This is a genomic window from Bradyrhizobium cajani (genome assembly GCF_009759665.1).
Taxonomy (GTDB): Bacteria; Pseudomonadota; Alphaproteobacteria; order Rhizobiales; family Xanthobacteraceae; genus Bradyrhizobium; species Bradyrhizobium cajani.
Window position 1 is genome coordinate 171,544 of record NZ_WQNE01000002.1, and the last position, 16,722, is coordinate 188,265.

A 16,722-nucleotide genomic window follows, 5' to 3' on the forward strand; every position below is an offset into this window, starting at 1 on the left:
GGTCCGCATGACCGGCACCGAGCACAGCGCAATTGAGACTTACGAGTGCGACGTGCTCGTGGCCGGATCGGGCGCCTCCGGCATGTCGGCCGCGATCACCGCGCGCTATCGCGGCCTCGACGTCTTGATCGTCGAGAAGGAGCCGCGCTTCGGCGGCACCACGGCGCGCTCCGGCGGCTGGCTCTGGATCCCCGGCACATCGCTGGCGAAGGCCTACGGCATCGAGGAAACACCAGAGCAGGCGCGCACCTATCTTCGGCACGAGGCCGGCAACAATTTCGATGCCGCGCGCGTCGATGCGTTCCTGAGCGCCGGTCCGGAGGCGGTCGATTTCTTCACCACCAAGACGGCGCTGCGCTTCGACATGCCGCTGGTGTTTCCCGACTATCATGCCGAGGCGCCCGGCGGCGCGCAGGGCGGCCGCTCCATGGTGACGCGGCCGTTCGACGGCCGCGAGCTTGGCGATCAGATCAGGACGCTGGGAATGCCGCTGCCCGAGCTGACCGTGTTCGGCATGATGCTCGGAAGCGGCAAGGAGATCATCCATTTCATGCGGGTGACGAAGTCGCTGACCTCGGCGGTCTATGTCGCCAAGCGCCTGTCGCGGCATCTGATGGACGTGCTGCGCTATGGCCGCGGCATGACGCTGACCAACGGCAACGCGCTGGCCGGCCGGCTGGCGAAATCCGCGCTCGACCTCAAGATTCCAATGTGGCTGTCCTCGCCGGTGCGCGAGCTCACTGTCGAGAACGGCACTGTCACCGGCGCGATCGTTGCGCGCGAGGGACGCGAGGTGCGGGTCCGTGCCCGACAGGGTGTCGTGCTCGCCTGCGGCGGCTTTCCCCACGATGTTGAGCGGCGTAGAAAAATGTTTCCGCACGCGCCGACCGGCAACGAGCACTATTCGCCGGGGCCGACCGGCAACACCGGCGACGGCCTGCGTCTTGCGGAGAGCGCCGGCGGACGCATCGAGGACCGCCTGCCGAACGCGGCGGCCTGGGTGCCGGTGTCGCTGACCACGCGCAAGGACGGATCCAAGGGCGTGATGCCGCATTTCATCGACCGCGCCAAGCCCGGCGTGATCGCGGTGATGCGCGACGGCAGGCGTTTTGCCAATGAAGGCAATTCCTATCACGACTTCGTTCAGGCCATGGTCAAGGCGGCAAAGCCCGGCGAGGAGATCGCAGCGTTCCTGGTCTGCGATCACAAGGCGCTACGGAAATACGGCCTCGGCTGCGTGCCGCCCTTCCCGATGCCGCTCGGCCATCATCTCGATACCGGCTATCTCCTGCGCGGCGACACGCTGGAGGCGCTTGCGGCGAAGGCCGGCATCGATGCCAAGGGCTTTGTCGAAACCGTCAGGCAGTTCAATGCGACCGCGCCGCTTGGATACGACGCCGCCTTCGGCAAGGGCTCGAAGGCCTATAATCGTTACCAGGGCGACGCGCTGCACGGTCCGAACCCCTGCGTCGCACCGATGGAGAACGGCCCGTTCTACGCCATCAAGATGGTGATCGGCGATCTCGGCACCTATGCCGGCATCGTCACCGACGAGAACGCCCGCGCGCTCGACGCCGAAGGCCGGGTCATTCCCGGGCTCTATGCCGCCGGCAACGACATGGCGAGCATCATGGGCGGCAATTATCCCGGCGCCGGCATCACGCTTGGGCCGGCGCTGACCTTCGGCTACATTGCCGGACGACATCTCGCCGACAGCGCCGCCAGGCGCAACGCGGCGTAAGCTCCGCCAGGAGGCGCATGAAGAGGGAAAGCCGCGGCATCCAGTCGATCGAGGTCGGCGGAGAATTGCTCCGTGCACTCGCCAAAAGCGGCGAGCCGATGATGCTGCGCGATCTCGCGCGCGAGGCCGGCATGACGCCGGCCAAGGCGCATCCCTATCTGGCCAGCTTCTCGCGCATCGGGCTGATCGAGCAGGATGAGACCACCGGGCGCTACGAGATCGGCGCGCTGGCGCTCGAGCTCGGCCTGATCAGCCTGCGCCGCCTTTCCGGCGTACGGATCGCACGGCCGAAGATCGCGGCACTGGCAAGCCAGATCAGCCATGCGGTCTCGCTCGCGGTCTGGGGCACGCACGGACCGACCGTGGTGCAGCTCGAAGAGCCGGCCCAGCCGGTCCACATCGTGATGCGCGCCGGCTCGGTGATGGCGCTGCTGGAGACTGCGACCGGCCGCGCCTTCGCCGCCTTCCTGCCGGAAAAGACGATCACTGCCGCGCTCGAGAGCGGCCTCGACCGTCATGGCGTCGGCTACAATCCGAAGCGCACGGTGAAAGGCGCAAAGGTCGCCGAGATGCTCACCGAGGTCCGCAAGCACGGCCTCGCCCGCGCGCTCGGCGATCCCCTGCCCGGCGTCAATGCGTTCTCCGCGCCCGTGTTCGACCATTCCGGCCATGTCGCGCTGGTCATCACCGCGATGGGCCCGGAAGGCACGTTCGATGCGCGCTGGGACAGCCCGATCGCCCATGCCTTACGCGACTGCGCCGGCGGCATTTCGAAGCGGCTCGGCTACGGGATGACGGTCGCGGCGGAGTGAGGGGCAAACTGCCCGCACAACTACCGCTGTCATGCCCCCGCGAAGGCGGGGCATCCAGTACGCCGCAGCCCGTCGGCTCTATCACCGCTGTCACGGAGTACTGGATCGCCCGGTCAAGCCGGGCGATGACAGCGAGTGTGTGGCGACAGCGCCCCTACTTCTCCTTCACCGGCACCGTGTAGTTCAGGATCAGGCGGCCGCCATCCGGATAGATCGTCTGCCCCGTGATATAGGATGCATCCTCGCTGGCGAGGAATGCCACGACGGACGCGACCTCGCTCGGCTCGCCACCGCGGCCGGCTGGCGTGCGCGACAGCACGGTCTTGCGGGCATCCTCGGATGTGTAGATCGCGGAGGCCACCATGTCCGTCAGGATCGTGCCCGGCCCGACCGCCACGACGCGAATGTTGTGTGGAGCAAGCGCCACCGCGGCGACCGAGGTGAGCTGCTTCATGCCGCCCTTGGAGATGGCGTAAGTCGCCAGCGTCGGGATCGCCAGCAGCGCATTCACCGAGGACATGTTGATGATGACCCCGCCGCCGCCTTGCGCGATCATCTGCTTGGCCGCCGCCTGCACCCCGAAGAACGCGCCTTTCAGATTGATGGCGATGACGTCGTCGAAATCCTGCTCGGAGATATCGAGGATGTCCTGGTTGCGGGCAACACCGGCATTGTTGACCATGATGTCGAGCCGGCCGAACTCCTTTACGGCGGCCGCGACGAGTTGATCCACGTCGGCGCGCCTGGCGACATTGCCGACGACGGTGCGCAAGGCATCGGGACGACCGAGCTCTGCGGCCGTCGCCGCCAGGCCGTCGGCATCGACATCCGAGATGACGACCTTGACGCCGTCGTCCAGGAATCTCTTCGCGCAGGCCTTGCCGATGCCGCGCGCCGCGCCGGTGATGGCGGCGACCTTGTCTTTGAGCTTCATGTTTGCGCCTCCTGAAAACAGGACGCCGCGTGGGCGTCAATTCGCCGCCGACCTCGCCGTGGCCGGCATGTAGATCTGTGCGTAGCCTTCCTTGATCGCGGCGGTGATGCGGTCGAGGCGGCGGTCGATGTGCTTTTCCAGCACCGAGACACACGCCGCTTCGTCGCGCGCCTTCAGGCCTTCGACGACGGCGCGGTGCTCGGCTTGCGTATTAGAGCGGTTGACGCGGTCCATGTCGATCCAGCGCACGAAGCGGATGCGTGCATTGACGTTACGCAGCACGCGCAGCATCTCGGCATTGTTCGACATCGCCATCAGCCGCTCGTGAAAGGTTTCATCGAGCTCGACCAGCTCCAGCGAGGAGCGCTCGCCGGGATCGGGACCGGTGGCTTCGAGGAATTTCAACAGCGCGTCGATGTCCTCGTCCCTGGCGCGCTTGATGGCGAGGCGGACCGAGGCGACCTCGATCGACTTGCGCAGCTCGTAGAGATCGAAGATCTCGTGCGCGTCGAGCTCGCGGCAGAAGAAGCCCTTGCCCGGCGTGAATCGCAGGAAGCCCTCGGTGTTGAGACGGTTGAGCGCCTCGCGCAGCGGCGTGCGGCTGACGCCGAGGCGCTTGGCGAGCTCGCCTTCGTTGAGCCGCTCGCCCGGCTTGAACTCGTAGCTCACGGCCATGGCCTTGAGCTGTTCATAGACGCGATCGACGATGCTGTCGGAGACCAGTTCCACGTTGCTCATCATAAGTGCATTCATGACCGAACACAGCACAATATACCGGGGCTGTGTCGACGCTGGCAATGCAATCGGCAAGTTAGCAGAGCTTGTTCAGAGCTTTGCGACAGCCGGGCTCAGGCAAAGACGCGCGGACGCAGTCCGGCATGAAACCAGGTGATCATGGAATAGATGTCGTAGACCGGCAGCCCGACCTCGGCCTGAAGCGCCGCCGCATAAGGCGGCATGTTGGTGCATTCGAGCACGATGGCGCCGACGTCCGGATTCCTGGCGACGAGCTCCTTGCCGGCCTCGACCACGTCGCGTTCGGCCTGCGCGACGTCCATGTCGTCCTTCTCGGCCTTGATCAGGACGCGGAAGAACTCCTTGCCGTTCTCGGTGCCGACCAGCGGCGTATCGAGCGGCACGCCGGCGCCTTCGAGATGGGCCGGCGTCAAGGTCGATCCCGACACCGTGACGAGGCCGACGCGCTTGCCGGGCGGCAGGGTCGCCTGCACCCACGGCACCTGCATCAGCGACGAGGTCGCAACCGGCACGCCGACGGCCGCCGCGATCTCCTTCTGGAACAGCGACAGGAAGCCGCAATTGGTGGTGATGGCTTCGGCCCCGAGCCGCACCAGATCCTTGGCCGCATCGATGAAATCAGGCAGCAGGCCGGCGGCGCCCTTCAGCACCACCTTCTCCGGCGAAGCGCCGCTCACCACGCGATAGAGCACCGGGAACGGCCAGGTCGTGCCGTTGCCCATGTCGCCGGGAATGCGGGGAAAGCGCGCTTCCAGCATCAGGATGCCGAGCGGCGCGCCATAGATGGCCTTGCCGCCACGCGCGATACGGGAAGAAGGGTTGGCTGGAGAGGTCATGGTGCGATCCTCAGAGAAAGCGATTGGGTGCGAACGGTGCCAGCGGGATCTCGGGCTGCTTGCCGCTCAGAAGCTGGGCGACGAGACGGCCGGTACGGGCCGAGCCGACCAGGCCGACATGGCCATGGCCGAACGCATACACAATGTCGCGCGAAGCGCGCGCATAGCCAATGCAGGGACGGCCATCCGGCATGCTCGGCCGGTGACCGAACCAGGTCTTGATACGCGAGGCCGGGATGTCCTTCGGCAGCTTGGGGAACATGCTGAAGAGGTGGTTGCGCAGGATCTCGGCGCGTTTCCAGTTCGGCGTGGCTTCGAGCCCGGCGATCTCGACCGTGCCGGCGGCACGCAAGCCCCTATCGGTCCAGTTCACCACCATCTTGGCATCGGACGCCATCATCGAGCTGCGCGGACCCGCCTCGGGATTTTCGATCATGACGTGATAGCCGCGCTCGGTCTCGAGCGGCAGCGGATCGCCGACGGACGCGGTGAGCTGCTTCGAGCGGGCGCCGGCGGCGACCACCGCGGCATCGCACGGAATCTCGCCGGTCTCGGTGAGGACGGCGACGAGCTTGTTGCCGTCAAGCTTGAGGCCCGTCGCCTTGGCGCGCATGAGCTTGGCGCCGATTGCGAGCGCATGTTGCGCGAGGGCAGCGACATAAGCGCCGGGATCGCGGCAGCGGCCGGCCTCCTCCACCACCACGCCAAAGGTGTAGCGCGGATGCAGGTCCGGCTCGCGCTGGCGCATCTCGTCGGCGGAAAGCTCCAGCCATTCGACGCCGACCTTCTTGCGCAGGCGCCAGCCGAGATCGTTGTCGAAATTGCCGCGCGAGGCGAAGACGTGCATCACGCCGTTGCGCTCGATCAATTCGGGCACGCCCGCCTCTTCCGCGAGCTTTTTGTGCAGCAGCGGCGCGTCCCTTAGCAGATCGCGGAGCGCAAACGCGGTCTTCTCGACCCGCGCCTCGGTCCAGCCCGACAGCAGGTACTTGATCAGCCAGGGCAGCGCCTTCGGCAAATAAGACCAGCGGATCGCGAGCGGGCCGAGCGGATCCATCAAATAGCCCGGCACCTTCTTCCAGACGCCCGGCTCGGCCGGCGGGATCACCGAATGCGAGGACAGCCAGCCGGCATTGCCATAGCTCGCCGCCTGTTCGCCGCCAGGCTCGCCCGGATCGATCAGCGTGACGCGATGGCCCTCGCGCAGCGCCTCGATGGCGCTGATCACGCCGACCGCGCCGGCACCGATGATGGCGACATGGCGGCCGGTCGCCATCGGCTAAGCCTTGACCTGCGGAACAAAGTCCTTGCCGACCGAGATCGCACGCGGATCGATGATGCAGTGGAGGATCGCCGGCTTGCCCGAGGCCAGCGCACGCTCGAAGGCCGGCGCAAACTCTTCGGTGCGCTCAACGCGCTCACCATGGCCGCCGAACGCTTTTGCGTACATCGCGAAGTCGGGGTTCTTGAGCTGGGTGCCGACGACGCGGCCGGGATAGTCGCGTTCCTGATGCATGCGGATGGTGCCGTATTGCGAATTGTCGACGACGATGACGACCAGCGGCGCGTCGTACTGAACGGCGGTCGCGAACTCCTGGCCGTTCATCAGGAAGCAACCGTCGCCCGCGAAGGCAACGACCACGCGATCCGGATATTGCCGCTTGGCCAGCACGCCCGCCGGCACGCCATAGCCCATCGAGCCCGAGGTCGGCGCGAGCTGGGCGGCGAAGCTGTGGAAGCGGTGATGGCGATGGATCCAGCCGGCATAATTGCCGGCGCCGTTGCAGACGATCGCGTCCTTCGGCAGGCGATCGCGCAGCCAGGTCATGACCTGGCCATACTGGAACGAACCCGGCAGCTCGCGCGCCTTCTCGGTCCAGGCGAGATAATCGGCATGCGCTTTCGCGGCCTCACCCTTCCAGGCAATTGCGCCGGAAGGCTTCAGCGTCTCGACGGCGGCGGCGAACGCGGCCGGCGTCGCCTGAATCGCCAGCGCCGGCTGATAGACGCGGCCGAGCTCTTCCGAGCCCGGATGCACATGGATCAGCTTCTGCTGCGGGGTCGGAATGTCGAGCAGCGTGTAGGACGAGGACGGCATCTCCGACATGCGGCCGCCGATGAGCAGGATGACATCGGCGCCCTCCATGCGCGCCTTCAGGCCGGGGCTCGGCCCGATGCCGAGATCGCCGGCATAATGCGAGTGATCGGCGTCGATCAGCGAGGCCCGGCGGAACGAGGTTGCGACCGGCAGGTCGAACCGCTCGGCAAAGCGCGCGATGCTTTTGGTCGCCTCATCCGTCCAGCGCGAGCCGCCGAGGATGACGAGCGGCGCCTTGGCGCTCGCGAGCATGGCACCGACGCGTTCGACGTCCGATGGCGCAGGCCAGCTCACCGCCGGCTCGATGCGCATGGCATCGGCAACGGCCGCGGTCTCGGTCAGCATGTTCTCCGGCAGCGAGATCACCACGGGACCGGGGCGGCCCTGCATGGCGACGCGGAAGGCGCGCGCCACCAGCTCCGGAATGCGGTCGGGGCGGTCGATCTCGACGGCCCATTTCGCCATGGTGCCGAACACCGCCTTGTAGTCGAGCTCCTGAAACGCCTCGCGCTCGCGCATGCCGGTGTCGACCTGGCCGACGAACAGGATCATCGGCGTCGAATCCTGCATCGCGATGTGGACGCCGTGGCTGGCGTTGGTCGCGCCGGGACCGCGGGTGACGAAACAGACGCCGGGACGGCCCGTGAGCTTGCCATAGGCTTCCGCCATCATCGCGGCGCCGCCTTCGGCGCGGCAGATCACGACGTCGATCGGGCTGTCATGCAGCGCATCGAGCGCCGCCAGATAGCTCTCGCCCGGCACGCAGGTGACGCGCTCGACGCCTTGGGCGACGAGCTGATCGATCAGGATCTGGCCCCCGGTGCGGGTATTGCGAATGGACATGACGGCTCCCTCAAGGCTTTGGCGATGCGCCTCATCGCCTCGCGAAAATGTTGTTCGGAGGTGGCGTATGACAGGCCGGCAGGGCGCGCAAGATCGAAAGGCTTCTCGCACCCTGCGCAGGCGTCATGCCCGCCCCTGCTGTTTGCACGACGCGATGATGCGGCGGCAATGATCGAGCGCGGCGCCGATGAGATTGTCGCTCGCCTCCGGCGTGCGGAACGCCGAATGCGCCGACAGCGTCACGTTCGGCAGCTTCGTTAGTGGATGGCCTTTTGGCAACGGCTCGACGGTGAAGACGTCGAGCCCGGCGTGGGCGATGTGGCCCGAGCGTAGCGCATCACACATCGCGTCCTCGTCGACCACGGCGCCACGCGCGGTGTTGACCAGGATGCTGCCGGGCCGCATCTGCGCGATGCGCTCGCGCGACAGGAAACCTTTGGTCTCGTCGTTGAGGAGCAGATGCAGCGAGACGACATGGCTGTCCGCGAGCAGCGTCTCGAGCGAAACGAATTCGACGCTCGCGTGCGTCTTCGGCGACCTGTTCCAGGCAATCACCTTCATGCCGCAGCCGAGCGCCATGCGCGCGGCTTCCGCCGCGATACCGCCAAAGCCGATCAGGCCGAGCGTCTTGCCCGTGAGCTGGACCGCGTCGCGGCGCAGCCAGTTGCCCTCGCGCATGCCGCGATCCATCTCGCCAAAGCTCTTGGCGGACGCCCACATCAGCGCAATCGCGCATTCGGCGACCGCGGTGTCGCCATAGCCCTTGATGGTGTGAACGGCGATGCCGCGGTCGGCCAGCTCTTCCGGATTCATGTAGCTGCGCGCGCCGGTGCCGAGGAAGACGACATGCTTCAGGGCAGCGCACTTGGCCGCAATCGCCGTCGGCACTGCGGTGTGGTCGACGATCATGATCTCGATACCGTCGAGCAGGCCGGGCAGGTCGTCGGGCTTGATCGAGGGATTGCGGTTGATGCCGATCGGCAGGTCCTGCGAGCGCAGCAGCTTTTCTGTCACCGCAGCAAGGGTGTCGTTGGCGTCGACGAAGAGAGCGCGCACGTGATTGTTCTTTCCTGCCCCAGCTAAAATACCGTATTGCATTTTAGTCTGAATACAGAAATAGTCCAGACGCCGGGTCTAAATGTCTTGAAGAGACTGCCCAGGAGAACTGCCATGAATCGCAGGGACGCACTCACCAGCGTCGCCAAGGTCGAGACGCTGGAATCGACCTGGGGCAACCAGATCCTGGATCTCCAGGCCGACAAGATCGACCTCGCCTTCGCCGTCAATCCGACGCCGGAGCGCTCGCTGGTCATCGACTTCTCCACGCCGATCCTGGTGCACTCCTTCACCGTCATCACCAAGAAGGGCTTCGCCAAGCCGCAAACCTGGTCCGAGCTCAACAAGCCCGAGGTCAAGATCGCCGTCGACATCGGCTCGACCCACGAGACCATCGCGCGCCGCTACTGCCCGAAGGCGAACATCCTCGGCTTCAAGGAGCGCAACGAGGCGATCCTCGCCGTCGCGACCGGTCGCGCGGACTGCAACATCTCGCTGGCGGTGCTGTCGGTTGCGACCCTGAAGAAGAACCCGACGCTCGGCGAGCTTGCGGTGCCGCGGCCGCTGCTGACGCTGCCGACCAACATGGGCATCCGCGCCGAAGCCGATCGGCGCTACAAGGACTTCCTCAGCGCCTGGGCCGACTACAACCGCTCGCTGGGCCAGACCCGCGAATGGATGCTGAAGGGCTTCGAGGCCGTCGGCCTCGGCGCGGACGACATTCCCGGCGAAGTGCAGTTCTGACGGCCTTCGACGATGTATGTCTGGGAGTTCGCGGCGCTCAAGCCGTATTGGGGCCTGATCTGGCAAGGGCTCCTGCTCACCGTTTCTACACGATGATCACGGTGGCCGCGGGCCTCCTGATCGGACTGGTCGTCGGCATTCTGCGCACGACGGCGCCGCGCTGGGTCTCGGTGCCGCTGCGTCTCGTGCTCGGCCGCGACCTGCTCGCAAAAGCCGGCCTCGCAGCGAGCGGCTGAAATCCTTAGCGGACCCCGGGCAGACATCGGGCTGAGCCGATTGCTGACATCTGTATAGGTTGATATATCTAAAGACTACATCCGAAAGGCGAGCCAAGCTTACCTTTTGCAAGTCAGCGATACGTCCGGATAATCGGGAGGTATAGCATGTACCGGCATATTCTCATTCCGACAGATGGGTCTGAGCTAGCGGAGCGTGGGGTAGCGCACGGATTGGCGCTCGCGAAATCCCTTGGAGCCACCGTCTCCGTCATCTTCGTCGTGGAACCGTTTTCAGAAGTATCAGGCCGGTTCCTTGAAGCCGTCGCGACATATGTCGAGTTTCGCAAGGAGCAGGCCGCGAACGTGTTGGATCGCGCGTCAAGTGCGGCCAGGACGGCCGGTGTTTCCTGCGAGACGATCCAAACGGAGAGCGGGCAACCCCATCAAGCCATCATCGCGGCAGCCGCGGACGAGGGGTGTGACCTCATCGTCATGTCGTCGCATGGGCGAAGCGGGCTCTCTGCGCTTCTCATCGGCAGCGTGACGAACAAGGTGCTGGCGCACGCGAAAATCCCGGTACTGGTCTGTCCATGACGTGCGGACCCGCCTGAAGATCGAACCAGCGCGCCGGAAGACGGTGACAATGTCATCGAGAAAGCGAGCCCACAAATGTACGCCCATATTCTCTTGAGTACAGATGGATCGGAGGTCGCGAGAAACGGCCTCAGGCATGGGATTGCCTTGGCGAAGGCCCTGAAGGCCAAAGTGACAGTCATCGCCGTGACAGAATCGCTGCCGATCGACTACGGAAGCGGACACGCCTCGGGATGGATACCGTCGCAGCAAGAGATTGATGCCTTTGACGCGGCTTCCAAGCAACGCGCGGGCAAATTCCTCGATGAAGCGCGCACCATAGCGGAGCAGGTCGGGATATCAGCAGAACTCCTGCATGTTCCGAATGCGCACCCGGCCACCACGATCATCGCAACGGCAAAATCGGGAGGCTGCGACTTGATCGTCATGGGCTCCCACGGACGCCGCGGTCTCAAGAAGCTGTTCCTCGGGAGTCAAACATCGGAGGTCCTGGCGGACGGAAGCGTGCCGGTGCTGGTCGTGCACAACGAACAGAAATGACGGCACGGGCTGATGAAGGCAGACTGACCTGCGCTCAAGCTGTTGGAAATCGCTTCGCGTCGAAGTGCCGCCTTGCCAGAGATCCATGAGGATTCGGTCCTGATCGCCCCGCGATCAGCAGGTCCGCGATCCGGCCTTGAGGCAACGGCCCGCGCGTTGGCGGCGTTCGCCATGGCCAAACGCCGAAATCCAGTCATTCGCTCCATCATGATGGCGAACTTCGGCTTGTTCGTCTACGATCCGGCCGAACCAAATCGTCGGGAGCGCCGGAATGCAAACCGTTGGCCTGATTGGAGGCATGAGCTGGGAGAGCACCGCGCTCTACTACAAGCTCATCAATGAGCGGGTGCGCGACCGCATGGGCAAGCTGCATTCGGCCCCGCTGCTGATGTACTCCTACGATTTTCAAGGCATCAAGGAGATGCAATACGCCGGCCGCTGGAGCGAAGCGGCGGCCAGCCTGGCCGAGGTCGCACGGCGCCTCGAAAGCGCCGGCGCGCGTGCGATCGCGTTGTGCACGAACACGATGCACAAATTGGCACCCGAGATCATGTCGAGCGTGACCGTTCCGTTCATTCACATCGGCGACGCAACGGCGCAGCGGATTCGGGCGAAAGGGTATCGGCGGGTTGGGCTGCTCGGCACCAAATTCACGATGGAGGAACATTTCTACATCGATCGGCTGCGTGCGCATGATCTCGACGTCCTGATTCCTCCCGCCGATGAGCGCGCCGATGTGAACCGCATCATCTATGATGAGCTGTGCCTTGGAATCGTCGCCGCTCCCTCGCGCCGGCGCTATCAGGACGTGATGGCAGCGCTCGTCGCCGCAGGCGCGGAGTGCATCATCCTCGGCTGCACCGAGATCACCATGCTGGTCGGTCCGGACGACACGTCAGTCGAGACATTCGACACCACCGCAATTCACGCAGAGACTGCGGCCGATTTCGCGATCGGATGATGTATCTCGCCTGTGCCATAGCCCTGCTGGCTTCAGCGTCAGGGCCATCAGACAGCGACGCTCAAACGCATGCCGCCCCCATCGAAGCGCACCAACGACCCCGAGCGCACCAAGCGCGACATCCTCGAAGTGGCGATGCAGGAATTCGCCCGCGAGGGCTATTCCGGCGCCCGGGTTGACGCGATCGCCGCCCAGACGCGCACGTCGAAGCGGATGATCTACTATTATTTCGGCGGCAAGGAGCAGCTCTACCTCGCGGTGCTGGAGGAGGCCTATCGCAGCATCCGCGCGCTGGAGGACCAGCTCGACATCGAAAGCTGCGACGCGCGCGAGGGATTGCGCCGCCTGATCGAGGCGACCTTCGACCATGACGAGCGCAACCCGAGCTTCATCCGCCTCGTCAGCATCGAGAACATCCACCACGGCAAGCACCTGAAGCAGAATCTTCAGCTGCGTCAGCTCAACGCCAGCGTGATCGCGACGCTCGACGGCATCCTCGCGCGCGGCCGCAGCGAGGGTGTCTTCCGCGACGACGTCGACGCCATCGACCTACACCTGGCCATCTCCTCCTACTGCTTCTTCCGCGTCGCCAACCGCCACACCTTCGGCGCCCTGTTCGACCGCGACCTCAGCGAGCCCAGCATGCTGGCGAAGAGCCGGACGCAGATCGTGGAGATGATCTTGGCGTGGCTGACGGCGAAGCAAGGGCCTTCGCCGGGACGACAATAAGGCGAGAGTTAAACAGCCGCGTCAACACCGTCATTGCGAGCGCAGCGAAGCAATCCAGAATCGCTCCGCGGAAAGACTCTGGATTGCTTCGCTGCGCTCGCAATGACGATGTGGATAGAGCCTCGCGCGCATTCCGGCCTCCGCCCGCATCTGCCTTCGCTAAAGCTTCGGCGGACAGGCGCGAGGAGAGGCGAAGAGTCTCACCGATGCTCGATCGCGCTGATGGCGCCGCGGAGCTCGGCGAGGCCACGCAGGCGGCCGATCGCCGTGTAGCCGGGATTGGTGCGCTTGGTGGCGGCGAGATCGTCCAGCATCCGATGGCCGTGATCGGGACGGAACACGATTCTCTTGCCGGGCGCGCGCCGCGCGTTCTCCTTCAACAGCGCCTTGAGCACTGCGATCATGTCGACGTCGCCGTCGAGATGATCGGATTCGTAGAAGGACAGGCCATCGGCCTCGCGCTTGGTCGCGCGCAAATGGGCAAAGGCGATGCGCGGGCCGAAGCGTTCGGCCATTGCTAGGAGATCATTCTCCGCGCGCACGCCGAGCGAGCCCGTGCACAGGCAGATGCCGTTGGCCTTCGACGGCACGGCGTCGAACAGCGCCTGATAATCGTCCGCGGTCGACGCGACGCGCGGCAGGCCGAACAGCGACCGCGGCGGATCGTCGGGGTGCAAGGTCAGGGACACACCAAGCTGCTCGGCGACCGGTGTGACGCGCGCAAGGAACTCAGCGAGATGCTGGCGCAGCAGCGCCGGCGTGATGTCGCGATACGTTTCCAGCCGGTCGCGGAATTGCGGGATGGTCATCGGCTCGGTGGTCGAGCCCGGCAGCGCGCTGGCGATGACCATGACGAGATAGTCGATGTCGGCCTGGCTCATCTGCTCGAACAGCTTTTTCGCGCGGGCCTGCTGCTCCGGCGAATACTCCTGCACGGCAGCAGGCCGCTTGAGGATGTGCAGCTCGAACGCCGCAAAGCGGTCCTGGTCGAAGCGCATGGCGCGGGCGCCGTTCGGCAGCTCCCATTCCAGATCGGTGCGGCACCAGTCGACCACCGGCATGAAATTGTAGCAGATGATCTTGATGCCGGTGGCGGCCACCGCCTCAAGACTCGCGATCCAGGCTTCGATGGACTTCGTCGCCTTGCCCCCGAGCCGCTTGACGTCGTCGGGGATCGGAATCGATTCCACCACCGACCAGGTCAGCTGCGAGCGGCCGGGCTGGCCACGCTCGATGAAGTTCTTGCGTTCCTCGACCGCCTTGCGCGTCCAGGCTTCGCCGATCGGCACCTGATGCAGCGCCGAGACGATGTCCGTCGCCCCGGCCTGCCTGACATCGTCGAGCGAGACCGGATCATCCGGCCCGTACCAGCGCCATCCCTCCAGCATCATGTGCAGTCTCCGATCAGTTCGCGGTCAGCACGACCTTGACGCTCTGCGAGCGGTCGAGCGCCAGCCGCAGCGCGTCAGGCGCGGTCGACAACGGCCGCTCGGCCGTGACGAGCGACAGCACGTCGACGCTGCCGTCGGCAATCAGTTCCACCGCGGTCATGAACTCGAAGCCGAACCGGAACGAGCCGCGCAGGTCGATCTCCTTGGCCATCACGGCATTCGAGGGCGTCGGGATCTGGCCGCCCGGCAGATTACCGATCTGCACCACGACGCCGCCGCGCCTGACGATGCCGATTGCGCTGGCAAGGCCCGCCGCCGTGCCCGAGACCTCGAAGGCGACGTCATAGGGACGCGCGGCGGCCTGCGCCTTCAGGCCCTCCTCGCCGCCCGAGACGTTCTCGACATGCGAGGCGCCGAGCCGGGTCGCAAAGGCGAGCGGCGCCGGCGCGATGTCGGCCACCGTGATGTCGTTCATGCCGGCGCGGCGCGCGGCGAGCATGGTCAAAAGCCCGATCGGGCCCGCACCGAAGATGATGCCGCGCTTGCCCTCGATGTTGCCGGCACGCGCGACCGCGTGCAGGCAGACCGCGAGCGGCTCGGCCAGCGCCGCCGCCTGATAAGACACATGATCCGGGATATTCACGCATTGCGCCGGGATCGCGTCGAAGAAATTGGCGAAGCCGCCCTGCATGTGCGGCGTCTTCGAAGCCGATCCCATGAAGTAGATGTTGTCGCAAAGGTTCGGCCGGCCTTCGCGGCAGGCAACGCAATGGCCGCACCAGCGCGACGGGTTGACGGCGACGCGGTCGCCGACCTTCAGGTTCGCCGCGGACCCTGCGATCTCCACGACCTCGCCCGAGATCTCGTGGCCGAGCACCAGCGGCGATTTCACCACGAAATCGCCGGTGCGGGCATGGCGGAAATAGTGCATGTCCGAGCCGCAGATGCCGCCGGCGCCGAAGCGGATCCGCACCATGCCGTCTGCGAGCTTGTCGAGCGGATGATCGACCATGCGCAGGTCTTCGGGACCGAACAGGGTTGCGGCGAGAGCGATGGAGGTCATTTGGAGAGTCCCATGTATTTTGGCAGCCAGAGAGTCAGGTCGGGAATGTAGGTGATCGCGATCAGCGCGAGGAGCAGCGGCACCAGCCAGGGCAGGATCGCGACCGTCGTCCGCTCGACCGAGAGCTTTGCCACGCGGGCGAGCACGAACAGCACCATGCCGAGCGGCGGATGCAACAGGCCGATCATCAGGTTCAACGTCATGATCAGACCGAAATGGATCGGATCGATGCCGAGCTTGAGCACGATCGGCAGCAGGATCGGCACCAGGATGGTGATCGCCGCCGTGGTGTCGATGAAGCAGCCGACAAACAGGATCAGGATGTTGGCGAGCGCCAGGAACACCCATTTGTTGTGGGTGATGCTGAGCATCCAGTCCGACAACATTTGGGCTGCCTGCGACACCGTCAGCAGCCAGGCGAAGATCGAGGCGGCGGTGACGATGAACAGCACCGAGGCCGTGGTCTCGATGGTGTCGAAGGTCGCCTTGGCGACGGTCTGGAACGTCATGGTGCGGTAGCGCACGAGACCGAGGAACAGCGACCAGATCACTGCGGCCACCGCGGCCTCCGTCGGCGTGAACCAGCCGAGCGTCATGCCGCCGATCAGGATCACCGGCGCCATCAGCGCCATCACCGCCGAGAAGTCGAAATACCAGTCGATCGCCAGCAGCGTGCCGAGACCGATGACGACGGCCATGTTGGTCGACATGCCCGCCAGCACCATCAGCCAGATCGCGAGCGGGAATGCGAGCACGATGGCGATCTCGAGTCCGGCCGAGCCGAGCTGCGGCCAGGAGAACGGCGTGTCGCTGCCCCATTTGTTCTTGTGCGCGAAGTAGGTGACCGTGGCCATCATGAACAGCGTCAGGACGACGCCCGGAATGACGCCGCCCAGGAACAGCGCTCCGATCGAGACGTTCGCCATCATGCCGTAGATCACGAAGGGCAGCGACGGAGGAATGATCGGGCCGAGCGTCGCCGAGGCCGCGGTGACGCCGACCGAGAACTCGGTGGAGTAGCCGTGGTCCTTCATCGCCTTGATCTCGATGGTGCCGAGCCCGGCGGCATCCGCAATCGCAGTGCCGGACATGCCGGAGAAGATCACCGAGCCGATGATGTTGACGTGACCGAGGCCGCCGCGCATCCAGCCGACCAGCGCGACCGCGAACTTGTAGATGCGGCCGGTGACGCCGGCGATGTTCATGAGATTGCCGGCCAGGATGAAGAACGGCACGGCAAGCAGCGGAAAGCTCTCGACGCCGGCGATCATGCGCTGCGCCAGCGTGACATCGGGCGTCACGCCGCTGACCAGGATGTAGAGCAGCGACGACACCGCCATGGCAATCGCCACGGGAACGCCGAGCAGCATCAGGATGAGAAAGCCTCCGAGCAACAGCAGCATGGT

General features: G+C 65.3%; 17 protein-coding genes. 8 read left to right on the forward strand and 9 right to left on the reverse strand.

Annotated features, from left to right (window positions below; all coding sequences use genetic code 11):
• Positions 1–7: 7 nt before the first annotated feature.
• Together GPL20_RS03480 and GPL20_RS03485 are read left to right on the forward strand one after the other, a co-directional pair.
• Positions 8–1,741: an FAD-dependent oxidoreductase gene (locus GPL20_RS03480; protein WP_157327750.1), complete on the forward strand. Its 1,734-nt coding sequence runs from the start codon at positions 8–10 to the stop codon at positions 1,739–1,741.
• Positions 1,742–1,758: 17 nt separating this feature from the next.
• Complete coding sequence (locus tag GPL20_RS03485; protein ID WP_157327752.1) at positions 1,759–2,553, forward strand: IclR family transcriptional regulator; 795 nt, start codon at positions 1,759–1,761, stop codon at positions 2,551–2,553.
• 154 nt (positions 2,554–2,707) lie between these two features.
• Here the strand turns inward: GPL20_RS03485 and GPL20_RS03490 are convergent, their stop codons facing one another.
• The 6 genes from GPL20_RS03490 to GPL20_RS03515 all read right to left on the reverse strand — a co-directional run bounded on the left by GPL20_RS03490 (position 2,708) and on the right by GPL20_RS03515 (position 9,076).
• Positions 2,708–3,487 (reverse strand): SDR family NAD(P)-dependent oxidoreductase, encoded by a 780-nt coding sequence (locus tag GPL20_RS03490; protein WP_157327754.1) that lies wholly within the window; start codon positions 3,485–3,487, stop codon positions 2,708–2,710.
• 36 nt (positions 3,488–3,523) lie between these two features.
• Positions 3,524–4,228 carry a GntR family transcriptional regulator gene (locus GPL20_RS03495; RefSeq protein ID WP_205751133.1) on the reverse strand — a complete coding sequence of 235 codons (705 nt, stop codon included), beginning with the start codon at positions 4,226–4,228 and terminating at the stop codon, positions 3,524–3,526.
• Between the two features lie 107 nt (positions 4,229–4,335).
• Complete coding sequence (locus GPL20_RS03500; RefSeq protein WP_157327759.1) at positions 4,336–5,079, reverse strand: aspartate/glutamate racemase family protein; 744 nt, start codon at positions 5,077–5,079, stop codon at positions 4,336–4,338.
• A 10-nt stretch (positions 5,080–5,089) separates the two neighbouring features.
• Positions 5,090–6,355, reverse strand: a complete 1,266-nt coding sequence (locus GPL20_RS03505) for an NAD(P)/FAD-dependent oxidoreductase (protein ID WP_157327761.1) — start codon at positions 6,353–6,355, stop codon at positions 5,090–5,092.
• A 3-nt stretch (positions 6,356–6,358) separates the two neighbouring features.
• Positions 6,359–8,020, reverse strand: a complete 1,662-nt coding sequence (locus GPL20_RS03510) for a thiamine pyrophosphate-binding protein (protein WP_157327763.1) — start codon at positions 8,018–8,020, stop codon at positions 6,359–6,361.
• Between the two features lie 123 nt (positions 8,021–8,143).
• On the reverse strand, positions 8,144–9,076 hold the full coding sequence (locus tag GPL20_RS03515; protein ID WP_254126324.1) for an NAD(P)-dependent oxidoreductase: 933 nt from the start codon (positions 9,074–9,076) through the stop codon (positions 8,144–8,146).
• Between the two features lie 114 nt (positions 9,077–9,190).
• Here GPL20_RS03515 and GPL20_RS03520 point away from each other — a divergent pair, with 114 nt between their 5' ends.
• The 6 genes from GPL20_RS03520 (at position 9,191) to GPL20_RS03545 (ending at position 12,862) form a co-directional block, all read left to right on the forward strand.
• Positions 9,191–9,820, forward strand: a complete 630-nt coding sequence (locus GPL20_RS03520) for a transporter substrate-binding domain-containing protein (RefSeq protein ID WP_246250083.1) — start codon at positions 9,191–9,193, stop codon at positions 9,818–9,820.
• A gap of 101 nt (positions 9,821–9,921) precedes the next feature.
• Entirely contained in the window at positions 9,922–10,056 is a 135-nt protein-coding gene (locus GPL20_RS39920) for a hypothetical protein (RefSeq protein WP_256557482.1), read from the forward strand.
• Between the two features lie 147 nt (positions 10,057–10,203).
• Entirely contained in the window at positions 10,204–10,632 is a 429-nt protein-coding gene (locus GPL20_RS03530) for a universal stress protein (RefSeq protein WP_157327767.1), read from the forward strand.
• Positions 10,633–10,707: 75 nt separating this feature from the next.
• Complete coding sequence (locus GPL20_RS03535; protein WP_157327769.1) at positions 10,708–11,172, forward strand: universal stress protein; 465 nt, start codon at positions 10,708–10,710, stop codon at positions 11,170–11,172.
• A 271-nt stretch (positions 11,173–11,443) separates the two neighbouring features.
• The gene (locus GPL20_RS03540) at positions 11,444–12,133 is read left to right on the forward strand and encodes an aspartate/glutamate racemase family protein (protein ID WP_157327771.1); all 690 of its coding nucleotides are present in this window, start codon (positions 11,444–11,446) and stop codon (positions 12,131–12,133) included.
• 69 nt (positions 12,134–12,202) lie between these two features.
• Positions 12,203–12,862, forward strand: a complete 660-nt coding sequence (locus GPL20_RS03545; RefSeq protein ID WP_157327773.1) for a TetR/AcrR family transcriptional regulator — start codon at positions 12,203–12,205, stop codon at positions 12,860–12,862.
• Between the two features lie 200 nt (positions 12,863–13,062).
• On the opposite strand, the gene uxuA is transcribed toward GPL20_RS03545, so the two are convergent.
• The 3 genes from uxuA to GPL20_RS03560 are packed head-to-tail and all read right to left on the reverse strand — an operon-like array spanning position 13,063 to position 16,719.
• The gene (gene uxuA / locus GPL20_RS03550) at positions 13,063–14,253 is read right to left on the reverse strand and encodes a mannonate dehydratase (protein ID WP_157327775.1); all 1,191 of its coding nucleotides are present in this window, start codon (positions 14,251–14,253) and stop codon (positions 13,063–13,065) included.
• Between the two features lie 13 nt (positions 14,254–14,266).
• Positions 14,267–15,316: an L-idonate 5-dehydrogenase gene (locus tag GPL20_RS03555; protein WP_157327777.1), complete on the reverse strand. Its 1,050-nt coding sequence runs from the start codon at positions 15,314–15,316 to the stop codon at positions 14,267–14,269.
• Positions 15,313–16,719, reverse strand: coding sequence for a TRAP transporter large permease (locus GPL20_RS03560; RefSeq protein ID WP_157327779.1), 1,407 nt, complete (start codon positions 16,717–16,719; stop codon positions 15,313–15,315). The genes GPL20_RS03555 and GPL20_RS03560 overlap by 4 nt, the downstream gene beginning before the upstream one ends.
• Between the last annotated feature and the right edge of the window lie 3 nt (positions 16,720–16,722).